At 63.2% G+C, this 13,466-nt stretch carries 10 protein-coding genes and 1 tRNA gene; all 11 read left to right on the top strand.

Features of this window, described 5'->3' with window-relative positions:
* A partial coding sequence (locus GVY41_RS19770) for an EF-Tu C-terminal domain-related protein (RefSeq protein ID WP_487246635.1) occupies window positions 1-127 on the top strand: 127 nt, incomplete at its 5' end.
* Between the two features lie 368 nt (window positions 128-495).
* Window positions 496-732 carry a hypothetical protein gene (locus GVY41_RS19765; RefSeq protein ID WP_161348700.1) on the top strand — a complete coding sequence of 79 codons (237 nt, stop codon included), beginning with the start codon at window positions 496-498 and terminating at the stop codon, window positions 730-732.
* Between the two features lie 182 nt (window positions 733-914).
* Window positions 915-990 (top strand) — tRNA-Trp (locus GVY41_RS19760).
* 143 nt (window positions 991-1,133) lie between these two features.
* The gene (gene secE / locus GVY41_RS19755) at window positions 1,134-1,331 is read left to right on the top strand and encodes a preprotein translocase subunit SecE (protein WP_161348699.1); all 198 of its coding nucleotides are present in this window, start codon (window positions 1,134-1,136) and stop codon (window positions 1,329-1,331) included.
* A 223-nt stretch (window positions 1,332-1,554) separates the two neighbouring features.
* Window positions 1,555-2,088: a transcription termination/antitermination protein NusG gene (nusG, locus tag GVY41_RS19750; protein ID WP_161348698.1), complete on the top strand. Its 534-nt coding sequence runs from the start codon at window positions 1,555-1,557 to the stop codon at window positions 2,086-2,088.
* A 103-nt stretch (window positions 2,089-2,191) separates the two neighbouring features.
* Window positions 2,192-2,644 carry a 50S ribosomal protein L11 gene (gene rplK, locus GVY41_RS19745; protein WP_161348697.1) on the top strand — a complete coding sequence of 151 codons (453 nt, stop codon included), beginning with the start codon at window positions 2,192-2,194 and terminating at the stop codon, window positions 2,642-2,644.
* A gap of 3 nt (window positions 2,645-2,647) precedes the next feature.
* Window positions 2,648-3,346, top strand: coding sequence for a 50S ribosomal protein L1 (gene rplA / locus GVY41_RS19740; protein WP_161348696.1), 699 nt, complete (start codon window positions 2,648-2,650; stop codon window positions 3,344-3,346).
* 244 nt (window positions 3,347-3,590) lie between these two features.
* Window positions 3,591-4,106 carry a 50S ribosomal protein L10 gene (rplJ, locus tag GVY41_RS19735; protein ID WP_161348695.1) on the top strand — a complete coding sequence of 172 codons (516 nt, stop codon included), beginning with the start codon at window positions 3,591-3,593 and terminating at the stop codon, window positions 4,104-4,106.
* A gap of 70 nt (window positions 4,107-4,176) precedes the next feature.
* Window positions 4,177-4,548, top strand: coding sequence for a 50S ribosomal protein L7/L12 (gene rplL / locus GVY41_RS19730; RefSeq protein WP_161348694.1), 372 nt, complete (start codon window positions 4,177-4,179; stop codon window positions 4,546-4,548).
* A 253-nt stretch (window positions 4,549-4,801) separates the two neighbouring features.
* Window positions 4,802-8,935, top strand: a complete 4,134-nt coding sequence (gene rpoB / locus GVY41_RS19725; protein ID WP_161348693.1) for a DNA-directed RNA polymerase subunit beta — start codon at window positions 4,802-4,804, stop codon at window positions 8,933-8,935.
* Window positions 8,936-8,981: 46 nt separating this feature from the next.
* Window positions 8,982-13,226, top strand: coding sequence for a DNA-directed RNA polymerase subunit beta' (gene rpoC, locus GVY41_RS19720; RefSeq protein ID WP_161348692.1), 4,245 nt, complete (start codon window positions 8,982-8,984; stop codon window positions 13,224-13,226).
* Window positions 13,227-13,466 lie beyond the last annotated feature (240 nt).

Below are 13,466 nucleotides of genomic sequence, written 5' to 3'. Positions count from 1 at the left end.
GGGCGACAACCTGAAGTTCGAGGTCGAGCTGATCGCCCCGATCGCCATGGAAGAGAAACTGCGCTTCGCCATCCGCGAAGGCGGCCGCACCGTCGGCGCCGGCGTCGTGTCGAAAATCCTGAAGTAACGCGGGGGTTTACCACCGCAACGGATGCAGGGCCGCCCTTCGGGGCGGCCCTTTTTCGTTCTTTTCCAACGCTCTGTGCGGCACTTCACAGCCGGGCTGCGAAACGGCCCGCCAGGCCTTGGATCACAGAACTTCACGGCAGCGTGAGCGCGGAGACGGGATATGGGTCGCAAATCCGACCCGGCCCTGCGCCGACGTCGAGGTGGGGCTTCACATCAAGCGCACAGATGCGAGAGCTTGCGTGATCTGTGCGTGATTTCACATTCGGCGCCGGAGTGAGCATCTCATCTGCATCGAGGCACGAAAGACTTGGGCGAACGGCCCGACATTCCAAAGCCCCGACCACAGATAACCCAAAGGAATACATCATGAAAAACCTGATCCTCGCTTCCGCCGCCCTTGTTGCGATCGCCGGCTCCGCTTCGGCCTCGGGCCAGGGCTATCAGCCGAACAAGCTGAGCAATGTCGATGCCGCCGAGCTGAACATCTACGTTCCCAACGTGAACGTGGACCAGCTGACCCCGGCGCAGGTGCAGTCGGTCGAATCCGCTCTGTATGGCGACGACAAGGGCAAGGTCGCGGCGCTGCGGGCTGCCGTGCGCTAAGCCGGCGGGCACTGCTCCCGACAGGGAAGGGCCACCCTCGGGTGGCCCCTTTGCGTGCCAAGGCCGATGCAGAACCCATGCAGAAACCATGCGCATACCATACATACGATTTGCGGCTGCGACCCGCGCGACTTCGCGCTTGATTTCCTCCGCAGGGTGCCTTAACTCCCCGCCCACGGCACAGGAGTTTAGCTCAGTTGGTAGAGCATCGGTCTCCAAAACCGAGGGTCGTGGGTTCGAGTCCCCCAACTCCTGCCAAGCCGTTTCCAGACATGCACGCCCATCCCGCGACGGCCTGTGCCGAGCAGGCTTGAACTGGCCGGGCGAACCCCGTATGTGCTGCCCATTCATGGCGGCCGCGCCCCGATGGCGGCGGCCCCAGCGACAAGCAGGTGAGACCGATGGCCAAGACCAATCCGCTTCAGTTCGTCCAGCAAGTGCGCGCGGAGGTGGCCAAGGTCGTGTGGCCGACGCGCCGCGAGGTCGGGCTGACCACCGTCATGGTGCTGATCATGGCGGCGCTGGCTTCGGTGTTCTTCTTCCTTGTCGATCTGGCGATTCGCTCGGGCCTGACGGCGGTTCTGAACATCTTCGGCTGACCCTGGCCGGTTTGGCCGATGCCGGGGCGGGCGGGCTTGAGTTCCGCCAGGTTCACCTGTAAGGCGGGCGGACCTTTCGGATACCGGCGTGCATCGATTCGGGTGATGCGCGCTGTTTTTTGTTCGGTCGGGCAGGCTACTGTCCGCAAGCGGATGGGCAACCATCTGAAATAATGACGGAAGTTCCCGCGGGCGACCGCAGGTGAGACGGGGTAAGGCGAGCATGGCGAAGCGGTGGTATTCGGTGAGCGTTCTCTCGAATTTCGAGAAGAAGGTCGCCGAGCAGATCAGGCAAGCCGTTGCTGAAAAAGGTCTCGAGGACGAGATCGAAGAGGTACTGGTGCCGACGGAAGAGGTCATCGAGATCCGCCGCGGCAAGAAGGTCACCTCGGAGCGGCGCTTCATGCCGGGCTATGTGCTCGTGCGGATGGAGATGACGGACCGCGCCTATCACGCGATCGTGTCGATCAATCGGGTTACGGGCTTTCTGGGCCCGCAGGGCAAGCCGATGCCGATGCGCGACGGCGAGGTCAATTCGATCCTGAACCGGGCGGAAGAGGGCGAGGCGCAGCCGCGCAACCTGATCCGCTTTGAGATCGGCGAGCAGGTGAAGGTGGCCGATGGTCCCTTCGAAGGCTTTACCGGCATGGTCGAGGAAGTGGACGAGAGCACGAACCGTCTGAAGGTGACGGTGTCGATCTTTGGCCGCCCGACGCCTGTCGAACTGGAATTCACTCAGGTGTCCAAGGGCATCTGACGTGTGTGCCGTGGGAGGCGAGCGGAGCCGGGTAGGCCCTTGCGGACCGGACCACTAAACCAAGGCCCTGCATGTGCGGGCTGGTGATACAAGGAGAGGCCACATGGCCAAGAAAGTCGTCGGGCAGCTGAAGCTGCAGGTGAAGGCGGGGCAAGCCAACCCGTCTCCGCCGATCGGTCCCGCGCTGGGTCAGCGCGGCGTGAACATCATGGCATTCTGCAAAGAGTTCAACGCTCGCACGCAGGAAATGGAACAGGGCACCCCGGTTCCGACCGTGATCACTTACTATGCGGACAAGTCCTTCACCTTCGAGATGAAGACGGCGCCTGCGTCGTTCCTGCTCAAGAAGGCAGCCGGCCTGAAGCCGGTCGGCAAGCGCAACCGCCCGAAAGGCTCGGTCAAGCCGGGCCATAGCGTGGTCGGCACCGTGACGGTCGCCCAGGTGCGCCAGATCGCCGAAGCCAAGATGAAGGATCTGTCTGCGAACGACGTGGAAGCGGCGATGCAGATCATCCTCGGCTCTGCCCGTTCCATCGGTATCGAGGTGAAGGGGTAAGTCATGGCCAAGCTCGGTAAACGCACCCAGGCGGCTCGGACCGCCTTCGAAGGCAAGACGCAACTCACCGTCGAGGATGCGCTGGCGCTGATCAAGACCTCGGCCACGGCGAAGTTCGACGAGACCGTCGAGATCGCCATGAACCTGGGCGTCGACCCGCGCCATGCGGACCAGATGGTCCGCGGTGTGGTTCAACTGCCGAACGGCACCGGCAAGACGGTGCGCGTGGCGGTGTTTGCACGCGGTGCGAAAGCGGACGAGGCGAAAGCCGCGGGCGCCGACATCGTGGGCGCTGAGGACCTGATGGAGACCATCCAGTCCGGCAAGATCGAGTTCGACCGTTGCATCGCGACGCCGGACATGATGCCGCTGGTCGGCCGCCTCGGCAAGATCCTCGGCCCGCGCAACCTGATGCCGAACCCCAAGGTCGGTACCGTGACGATGGACGTGAAAACGGCTGTCGAAGCGGCGAAGGGCGGCGAAGTGCAGTTCAAGGTCGAGAAGGCCGGCGTGATCCATGCCGGCGTCGGCAAGGTGTCGTTCGACGGCGAGAAGCTGGCCGAAAACATCCGCGCCTTCGTGGAAGCTGTGACGCGGGCTCGCCCGTCGGGTGCCAAGGGCGCCTACCTCAAGAAGGTGTCGCTGTCCTCGACGATGGGCCCGGGCGTGTCGGTCGATCTGGCCTCGGCCAGCGGCAACTAGAGAATTCTCCGGCCGCAAGGCCGGTGAGTGGCAGGGCGGACCGCAAGGCCCCGCCCTGACCTGTCCGAGACGGAGGGTGTGCCGGGTTTCCGGTGCTTAATGTCCTTCCCGAGATGGGGATCGAGACGGATTTCCCGGGGTTTCCTCGGGCGGTTTTGGCCTCGGGACCCTCACGGACCCGAACGCCGGGAGTGATCCCGGCAAACATGAGCCGGGGGGAAACCCCCATACTTGGAGTGAAACTGTGGATAGAGCCCAGAAAGAGAAAGTGGTCGAGGAACTCGGCCAGATCTTCGAAAGCTCTGGCGTCGTGGTGGTTGCCCACTACGAAGGCATGACAGTTGCTCAGATGCAGGCACTGCGGGCGGAAATGTCTTCCGTCGGTGGTTCCGTACGTGTCGCCAAGAACAAGCTCGCCAAGATCGCTCTTGAAGGAAAGCCCGGCGCAAGCATGGGTGATCTGCTCAAGGGGATGACCGTGTTCGCCTTCTCTGAAGACCCCGTCGCTGCGGCGAAGGTCTCGGAGGCCTATGCCAAGAAGAACGAGAAATTCGTGATTCTGGGCGGGGCCATGGGCGACACGGCTCTGGATGCTGCCGGTGTGAAAGCCGTGGCTGCGATGCCGTCGCGTGAGGAGCTTATCGCTTCGATCGTTGCGTGCCTCGGCGCCCCTGCCTCGAACATCGCTGGTGCCATTGGCGCGCCTGCTTCGAATATCGCGGGTATCCTCAAGACCATCGAGGAACGGGAAGCCGCGTGAGCAACAACATGTCTTCGTAGGGTTGATGCCCTGACGTTGGACCCCATCTTGATTAGAACGGAACAGAGAAATGGCTGATCTGAAAGCACTCGCCGAGCAAATCGTCAATCTGACGCTGCTGCAGGCCCAGGAACTGAAAACGATCCTGAAAGACGAATACGGCATCGAGCCCGCCGCTGGCGGCGCCGTGATGATGGCTGGCCCGGCTGCTGCCGCGGAAGTCGTCGAAGAGAAAACCGATTTCGACGTCGTCCTCGTCGAAGCCGGCCCGAACAAGATCAACGTGATCAAGGAAGTTCGCGGCATCACCGGTCTGGGCCTGAAAGAAGCCAAGGACCTGGTCGAAGCCGGCGGCAAAGTGAAAGAAGGCGCGCCGAAGGCCGAAGCCGAAGAGCTGAAGAAGAAGCTCGAAGCTGCTGGCGCCAAGGTCGAGCTGAAGTAATCGGGCAGGGTGCCTCGGCATCCACCCAGGTAAAAAAGGCTGGGTCCGGGCTTGTCCCCGGGCCCGGCCGAACCTGTCTTGGAGAGGGCCTTAAGGGCCATGGGCGCGAAAGACCCTCTTCAAGGCGCGGTTCAAGGTTCGGGTGCTGGCCGGTGGGACGGTTGGCGGGAATGGAACCTTATCCCCTTCATTCGGCGGCGTGTTCCGTGGCCCCGACGGAACAAGCGCGCAGAGACGAAAGGTGACGACGAGCATGGCTCAGAGCTACGTTGGCCAGAAGCGCATCCGCAAGTACTTCGGCAAGATCCGTGAAGTCCTCGAAATGCCGAACCTCATCGAGGTTCAGAAATCCTCCTACGACCTGTTCCTGAAGTCCGGCGACGGACCGAAGCCGCAGGACGGGGACGGGATTCAAGGCGTGTTCCAGTCGGTGTTCCCGATCAAGGACTTCAACGAGAACGCCATTCTGGAGTTCGTGAAATACGAGCTCGAGAAGCCGAAATACGATGTCGAGGAATGCCAGGCGCGCGACATGACCTATGCCGCGCCGCTGAAGGTCACGCTGCGGCTGATCGTGTTCGATATCGACGAGGATACCGGGGCGAAGTCGGTCAAGGACATCAAGGAACAGGACGTCTACATGGGCGACATGCCCCTGATGACGCCGAACGGGACGTTCATCGTGAACGGCACCGAACGGGTGATCGTGTCCCAGATGCACCGCTCGCCGGGCGTGTTCTTCGACCACGACAAGGGCAAGACCCATTCGTCGGGCAAGCTGCTGTTTGCCTGCCGGATCATTCCCTATCGCGGGTCGTGGCTGGACTTCGAGTTCGACGCCAAGGACATCGTGTTCTCGCGCATCGACCGTCGCCGCAAGCTGCCGGTGACGACGCTTCTGTATGCCCTGGGCCTCGACCAGGAAGGCATCATGGATGCCTATTACAAGACCGTCACCTACAAGCACATGAAGAACCGCGGCTGGGTCACGCGCTTCTTCCCCGAACGTGTGCGTGGCACCCGCCCGACCTATGACATCGTCGATGCCGCCACCGGCGAAGTGATCTGCAAGGCCGGTGACAAGGTCACCCCGCGTCTGGCCAAGCAGCTGATCGACGAGGCGAAGGTCACCGAACTGCTGGTGCCGTTCGATCATATCGTTGGCCGCTATGTCGCCAAGGACATCATCAACGAGGAAACCGGCGCGATCTATGTCGAGGCCGGGGACGAGATCACCCTGACCTATGACCGCGACGGCGAAGTCAACGGCGGCACGCTGAAGGTGCTGCTGGACAATGGCGTGACCGATATCCCGGTGCTGGACATCGACAACATCAACGTCGGCCCGTACATCCGCAACACTGTGGCCGCCGACAAGAACATCGGCCGCGATGGCGCGCTGATGGACATCTACCGCGTGATGCGCCCGGGCGAGCCGCCGACCATCGAGGCAGCGTCGAACCTGTTCGAGAGCCTGTTCTTCGATAGCGAACGCTATGACCTGTCGGCCGTGGGCCGGGTCAAGATGAACATGCGCCTCGACCTCGACGCGCCCGACACGCAGCGCACGCTGCGCAAGGACGACATCATCGCCTGTATCAAGGCGCTGGTCGAACTGCGCGACGGCAAGGGCGAGATCGACGACATCGACCACCTCGGCAACCGCCGCGTCCGGTCCGTCGGCGAGCTGATGGAGAACCAGTACCGCGTCGGCCTGCTGCGCATGGAGCGGGCGATCAAGGAGCGCATGTCCTCGGTCGAGATCGACACGGTGATGCCGCAGGACCTGATCAACGCCAAGCCGGCTGCGGCTGCGGTGCGGGAATTCTTCGGCTCGTCGCAGCTGTCGCAGTTCATGGACCAGACCAACCCGCTGTCCGAAGTGACGCACAAGCGCCGCCTGTCGGCCCTTGGGCCGGGCGGTCTGACCCGCGAGCGTGCCGGCTTCGAGGTGCGCGACGTTCACCCGACCCACTATGGCCGGATGTGCCCGATCGAGACGCCGGAAGGCCCGAACATCGGCCTGATCAACAGCTTGGCGACCTATGCCCGCGTGAACAAGTACGGCTTCATCGAGACGCCGTATCGCAAGGTCGTGGACTGCCAGGTGACCGACGAAGTGCAATACATGTCGGCGACCGAGGAAATGCGACACACGGTTGCGCAGGCGAACGCGCAGCTGGATGCCGACGGCCGGTTCATGAACGACCTGGTTTCGACCCGCCAGTCGGGTGAATTCATGCTGAACCCGCCCGAAGCGGTGGACCTGATCGACGTGTCTCCGAAACAGCTGGTTTCGGTCGCGGCCTCGCTGATCCCGTTCCTCGAGAACGACGACGCCAACCGCGCGCTGATGGGATCGAACATGCAGCGGCAAGCCGTGCCGCTGCTGCAGGCCGACGCGCCCTTCGTGGGCACCGGGATCGAGGCCATCGTGGCCCAGGATTCCGGCGCCGCGATCATGGCGCGCCGCGGCGGGATCATCGACCAGGTGGATGCCACCCGGATCGTGGTTCGGGCCACGGAAGACCTGGAAATGGGCGATGCCGGCGTCGACATCTACCGTCTGCGCAAGTTCCAGCGGTCCAACCAGAACACCTGCATCAACCAGAAGCCGCTGGTGAAGGTGGGCGACCGGGTGGGCAAGGCCGAGGTCATCGCCGATGGCCCCTCGACCGACATGGGCGAGCTGGCCCTCGGCAAGAACGTCATCGTCGCGTTCATGCCGTGGAATGGCTACAACTATGAGGACTCGATCCTGATCTCGGAACGGATCGTCAAGGATGACGTCTTCACCTCGATCCATATCGAGGAATACGAAGTCGCCGCCCGTGACACCAAGCTGGGGCCGGAAGAGATCACCCGCGACATCCCGAACGTTGGCGAGGAAGCCCTGCGCAACCTCGACGAGGCCGGGATCGTCTATATCGGTGCCGAAGTCGGCCCGGGCGATATCCTTGTCGGCAAGATCACCCCGAAGGGCGAAAGCCCGATGACGCCGGAAGAAAAGCTTCTGCGCGCCATCTTCGGTGAAAAGGCCTCGGACGTGCGCGATACCTCGCTGCGTCTGCCGCCGGGGGATTACGGCACGGTCGTCGAAGTGCGGGTGTTCAACCGGCACGGCGTGGACAAGGACGAGCGGGCCCTGCAGATCGAGCGCGAGGAAGTCGAACGGCTTGCCCGCGACCGCGATGACGAGCTGGCGATCCTGGAGCGCAACACCTATGCGCGCCTGAAGTCGACCATCCTGGGCAAGCAGGCCGTGAAAGGCCCCAAGGGCATCAAGGCCGGCACCGAAGTGACCGAAGAGCTGCTGGAAACGCTGTCGCGTGGCCAGTGGTGGCAGCTGGCGCTTGGCGAAGAAGCCGATGCGCAGCAGGTCGAGGCCCTGAACGGCCAGTTCGAGGTGCAGAAACGCGCGCTCGATCACCGCTTCGAGGACAAAGTCGAGAAGGTGCGCCGCGGCGACGATCTGCCCCCGGGCGTGATGAAGTCGGTCAAGGTGTTCGTCGCGGTGAAGCGCAAGCTGCAACCGGGCGACAAGATGGCCGGTCGTCACGGCAACAAGGGTGTGGTGTCCAAGGTGGTCCCGATCGAGGACATGCCGTTCCTGGGCGATGGCACCCCGGTCGACATGGTGCTGAACCCGCTGGGCGTGCCGTCGCGCATGAACGTCGGGCAGATCCTGGAAACCCATATGGGTTGGGCCGCGCGCGGCCTCGGGATCCGCATCGACGACGCGTTGCAGGACTATCGCCGGACCGGCGATCTGACCCCTGTGCGCGATGCGCTGCGCCACGGCTATGGCGACGACGTCTATGAGGACGCCTTTGCCAGCATGGACGAGGAAACGCTTGTGGACCGCGCCGGCAACGTCAAACGCGGCGTGCCGATTGCGACCCCGGTCTTCGACGGTGCCAAGGAAGCCGACGTGAACGACGCGCTGACCCGTGCCGGGTTCGACACGTCGGGCCAGTCGGATCTGTTCGACGGGCGCACCGGCGAGCAGTTCGCGCGGAAGGTGACGGTGGGTGTGAAATACCTGCTGAAGCTGCACCACCTTGTCGACGACAAGATCCACGCGCGCTCCACCGGGCCCTACAGCCTCGTCACGCAGCAGCCTCTGGGTGGTAAAGCCCAGTTCGGCGGCCAGCGCTTCGGCGAGATGGAGGTCTGGGCACTGGAAGCCTACGGCGCCGCCTACACCCTGCAAGAGATGCTCACCGTCAAGTCGGATGACGTGGCGGGCCGCACCAAGGTCTACGAGTCCATCGTCAAGGGCGAGGACAACTTCGAGGCTGGCGTGCCGGAGAGCTTCAACGTGCTGGTGAAAGAGGTCCGGGGCCTCGGCCTCAATATGGAACTCCTGGATGCGGAGGACGAGTGAGGGCGTTCGCGCCCTCCTCACCCATCCCTGAAATCAAGGACGCACAATGAACCAGGAACTGACCACCAACCCGTTCAACCCGCTGCAGCCGGCGAAGTCGTTCGACGAGATCAAGATCTCGCTGGCGTCGCCCGAGCGGATTCTCAGCTGGTCTTACGGCGAGATCAAGAAGCCCGAGACCATCAACTACCGCACGTTCAAGCCGGAACGTGACGGTCTGTTCTGCGCGCGCATTTTTGGCCCGATCAAGGACTACGAATGCCTGTGCGGCAAATACAAGCGCATGAAGTATCGCGGCGTCGTCTGCGAGAAATGCGGCGTGGAAGTCACGCTGCAGAAGGTGCGCCGCGAGCGGATGGGCCATATCGAACTGGCCGCGCCGGTTGCGCATATCTGGTTCCTGAAATCGCTTCCGAGCCGGATCGGCCTCATGCTCGACATGACGCTGCGCGATCTGGAACGGATCCTGTATTTCGAGAACTACGTGGTGATCGAGCCGGGTCTGACCGACCTCAGCTATGGCCAGCTGATGACCGAGGAAGATTTCCTCGACGCGCAGGACCAGTATGGCGCCGATGCCTTCACCGCCAATATCGGGGCGGAAGCGATCCGCGAGATGCTGAGCCAGATCGACCTTGAGTCGACGGCAGAGCAGCTGCGCGAAGAGCTGAAGGAAGCCACGGGCGAGCTGAAGCCGAAGAAGATCATCAAGCGGCTGAAGATCGTCGAGTCGTTCCTCGAGTCGGGCAACCGGCCCGAGTGGATGGTGCTGACGGTCATTCCGGTCATCCCGCCGGAACTGCGCCCGCTGGTGCCGCTGGATGGTGGCCGGTTTGCCACGTCCGACCTCAACGACCTCTATCGCCGGGTCATCAACCGGAACAACCGCCTCAAGCGGCTGATCGAACTGCGCGCGCCCGACATCATCGTCCGCAACGAAAAGCGGATGCTGCAGGAATCGGTCGATGCGCTGTTCGACAACGGCCGCCGCGGCCGCGTCATCACGGGGGCCAACAAGCGCCCGCTGAAGTCGCTGTCGGACATGCTCAAGGGCAAGCAGGGCCGCTTCCGCCAGAACCTTCTGGGCAAGCGGGTCGACTTCTCGGGCCGGTCGGTCATCGTGACCGGGCCGGAGCTGAAGCTGCACCAGTGCGGCCTGCCCAAGAAGATGGCGCTGGAGCTGTTCAAGCCGTTCATCTATTCGCGGCTTGAGGCGAAGGGGCTTTCGAGCACCGTCAAGCAGGCGAAGAAGCTGGTCGAGAAAGAGCGTCCCGAGGTCTGGGACATCCTCGACGAGGTGATCCGCGAACACCCGGTGATGCTGAACCGGGCGCCGACGCTGCACCGTCTGGGCATCCAGGCGTTCGAGCCGATCCTGATCGAAGGCAAGGCGATCCAGCTGCACCCGCTGGTCTGCTCGGCCTTCAACGCCGACTTCGACGGTGACCAGATGGCCGTTCACGTTCCGCTGAGCCTCGAGGCCCAGCTGGAAGCGCGCGTGCTGATGATGTCGACCAACAACGTGCTGTCGCCCGCCAACGGCGCGCCGATCATCGTTCCGTCGCAGGACATGGTGCTTGGGCTCTATTACGTCTCGATGGAGCGCAAGGGCATGAAGGGCGAGGGCATGGCCTTCTCGTCCGCCGACGAGGTGGAACACGCGCTGAACGCCGGCGAGGTGCATCTGCACTCGAAGATCAAGGCACGGATCCGTCAGATCGACTCCGAGGGCAACGAGGTGTTCAAGCGCTATGACACCACCCCGGGCCGGGTGCGTCTTGGCACCTTGCTGCCGCTGAACGCCAAGGCGCCGTTCGAACTGGTGAACCGCCTGCTGCGGAAGAAGGACGTGCAGAACGTCATCGACACCGTCTACCGCTACTGCGGCCAGAAAGAGTCGGTGATCTTCTGTGACCAGATCATGGGTCTGGGTTTCCGTGAGGCGTTCAAGGCCGGCATCTCGTTCGGCAAGGACGACATGGTGATCCCGGATACCAAATGGCCGATCGTCAACGAAGTCCGCGATCAGGTGAAGGAATTCGAACAGCAGTACATGGACGGCCTGATCACCCAAGGCGAAAAGTACAACAAGGTTGTCGATGCCTGGTCGAAATGCTCGGACGCGGTTGCGGCCGAGATGATGAAGGACATCTCTGCGGTGCGTTATGACGATGCCGGCGCCGAGATGGAGCCGAACAGCGTTTACATGATGTCGCACTCTGGTGCGCGGGGCTCGCCCGCGCAGATGAAGCAGCTTGGCGGGATGCGCGGCCTTATGGCCAAGCCGTCGGGCGAGATCATCGAGACGCCGATCGTTTCGAACTTCAAGGAAGGTCTGACCGTTCTTGAATACTTCAACTCGACCCACGGCGCCCGGAAGGGTCTGGCCGATACCGCGCTGAAGACGGCGAACTCGGGCTACCTGACCCGCCGTCTGGTGGACGTGGCGCAGGACTGCATCGTGCGTCAGCACGATTGCGGAACCGAACGCGCAATCACGGCTTCGGCCGCGGTCAATGACGGCGAGATCGTCTCGCCGCTCAGCGAGCGGATCCTGGGCCGTGTGGCAGCGGACGACATCCTTGTGCCGGGCACCGATGAAGTGATCGTGCGCAAGAACGAGCTGATCGACGAGCGCAAGGCCGATCTGGTGGAGACCGCAGGCGTTGCCGCCGTGCGCATCCGCTCGGCCCTGACCTGTGAAGCGGAAGAGGGCGTCTGCGCCATGTGTTACGGGCGCGACCTTGCCCGCGGCACGCTGGTGAACCAGGGCGAGGCTGTCGGCATCATCGCCGCGCAGTCGATCGGCGAGCCGGGCACCCAGCTGACGATGCGGACCTTCCACATCGGCGGCATCGCCCAAGGTGGCCAGCAGTCGTTCCAGGAAGCGAGCCAGGAAGGCACCGTCGAGTTCCGCAACCCGATCCTGCTGATCAACGCCGTTGGCGAGCAGATCGTGATGGGCCGGAACATGAAGATGGTCATCATCGACGATGTCGGCCAGGAACGGGCGAGCCACAAGGTCGCCTACGGCGCGAAGATCCACGTCAAGGACGGCGCGCAGGTGAAGCGCGGCGCCAAGCTCTACGAATGGGACCCCTATACCCTGCCGATCATCGCCGAGAAGGCGGGTGTGGCGAAGTTCGTGGACCTGATCTCGGGCATCGCCGTGCGCGAGGACACCGATGATGCGACCGGCATGACGCAGAAGATCGTGATCGACTGGCGCACCGCGCCGCGCGGCAACGATCTGAAGCCGGAAATCATCATCATGGACCCCGCAACCGGAGAGCCGGTGCGCAACGATGCCGGCAACCCGATCAGCTATGCGATGTCGGTCGACGCGATCCTGTCCATCGAGGACGGGCAGGACGTGAAGGCCGGTGACGTGGTGGCGCGTATCCCGCGCGAAGGGGCCCGGACCAAGGACATCACCGGGGGTCTTCCCCGCGTGGCGGAACTGTTCGAGGCTCGTCGGCCCAAGGACCATGCGATCATCGCCGAAATCGACGGCTATGTGCGCTTTGGGAAGGACTACAAGAACAAGCGCCGCATCACCATCGAGCCTTCGCAAGAGGGTATGGAGCCGGTCGAGTACATGGTGCCGAAAGGCAAGCACATCCCGGTGCAGGAAGGCGACTTCGTGCAGAAGGGTGACTACATCATGGACGGCAACCCGGCCCCGCATGACATCCTGCGGATCATGGGGATCGAGGCGCTGGCCGACTACCTGACCGACGAGGTGCAGGACGTCTACCGGCTGCAAGGTGTGAAGATCAACGACAAGCATATCGAGGTGATCGTTCGCCAGATGCTTCAGAAGATCGAGATCCTCGACTCGGGCGATTCCACGCTGCTCAAGGGCGAGAACGTGGACAAGGCCGAGTTCGAAGAGGAGAACACCAAGACCATCGCGCGCGGCGGGCGTCCCGCCACGGGCGAGCCGGTCCTGCTGGGCATCACCAAGGCGTCGCTGCAGACCCGCAGCTTCATCTCGGCGGCCTCGTTCCAGGAAACGACGCGGGTGCTGACCGAGGCGGCCGTGCAGGGCAAGCGCGACAAGCTGGTCGGGCTGAAGGAGAACGTCATCGTCGGCCGGCTGATCCCGGCCGGCACCGGCGGCGCGACCAGCCGTGTGCGCAAGCTTGCGGCCGACCGTGACCAGAAGGTGATCGACGCCCGCCGGGCCGAGGCCGAGACGGCCGCAGCCCTGGCAGCGCCGGTCGATGACGTGATCGACAGCGCGGAAGAGGCTTTCGGCCTGGTCGAGACCCCGGAAAGCCGGGATTGATCAGCGCCTGACGTAGGCCTGTAGATAAGGAGCCGGCCCCGCAGCGATGCGGGGCCGGTTTCGTTTTGGGGGCAGGTGGAGGGACGTTTGCTTGAGAAGGCGGGGGGCCTTCTGTGACCTGCCACGGGATTTTTCCTCCAACTGCGATTAGAGTCCGCTCCATGGAGAGGACGGACGATGAAGCGAACGATACGAACCGAAGAGCAGATCATCGGCATTTTGCAGGAGCATGAGGCCGGG

It is taken from the genome of Frigidibacter albus (genome assembly GCF_009908165.1).
GTDB lineage: Bacteria > Pseudomonadota > Alphaproteobacteria > Rhodobacterales > Rhodobacteraceae > Frigidibacter > Frigidibacter albus.
The sequence above is the reverse complement of the archived record's forward strand: the minus strand, read 5'-3'. Positions and strand labels throughout refer to the sequence as shown.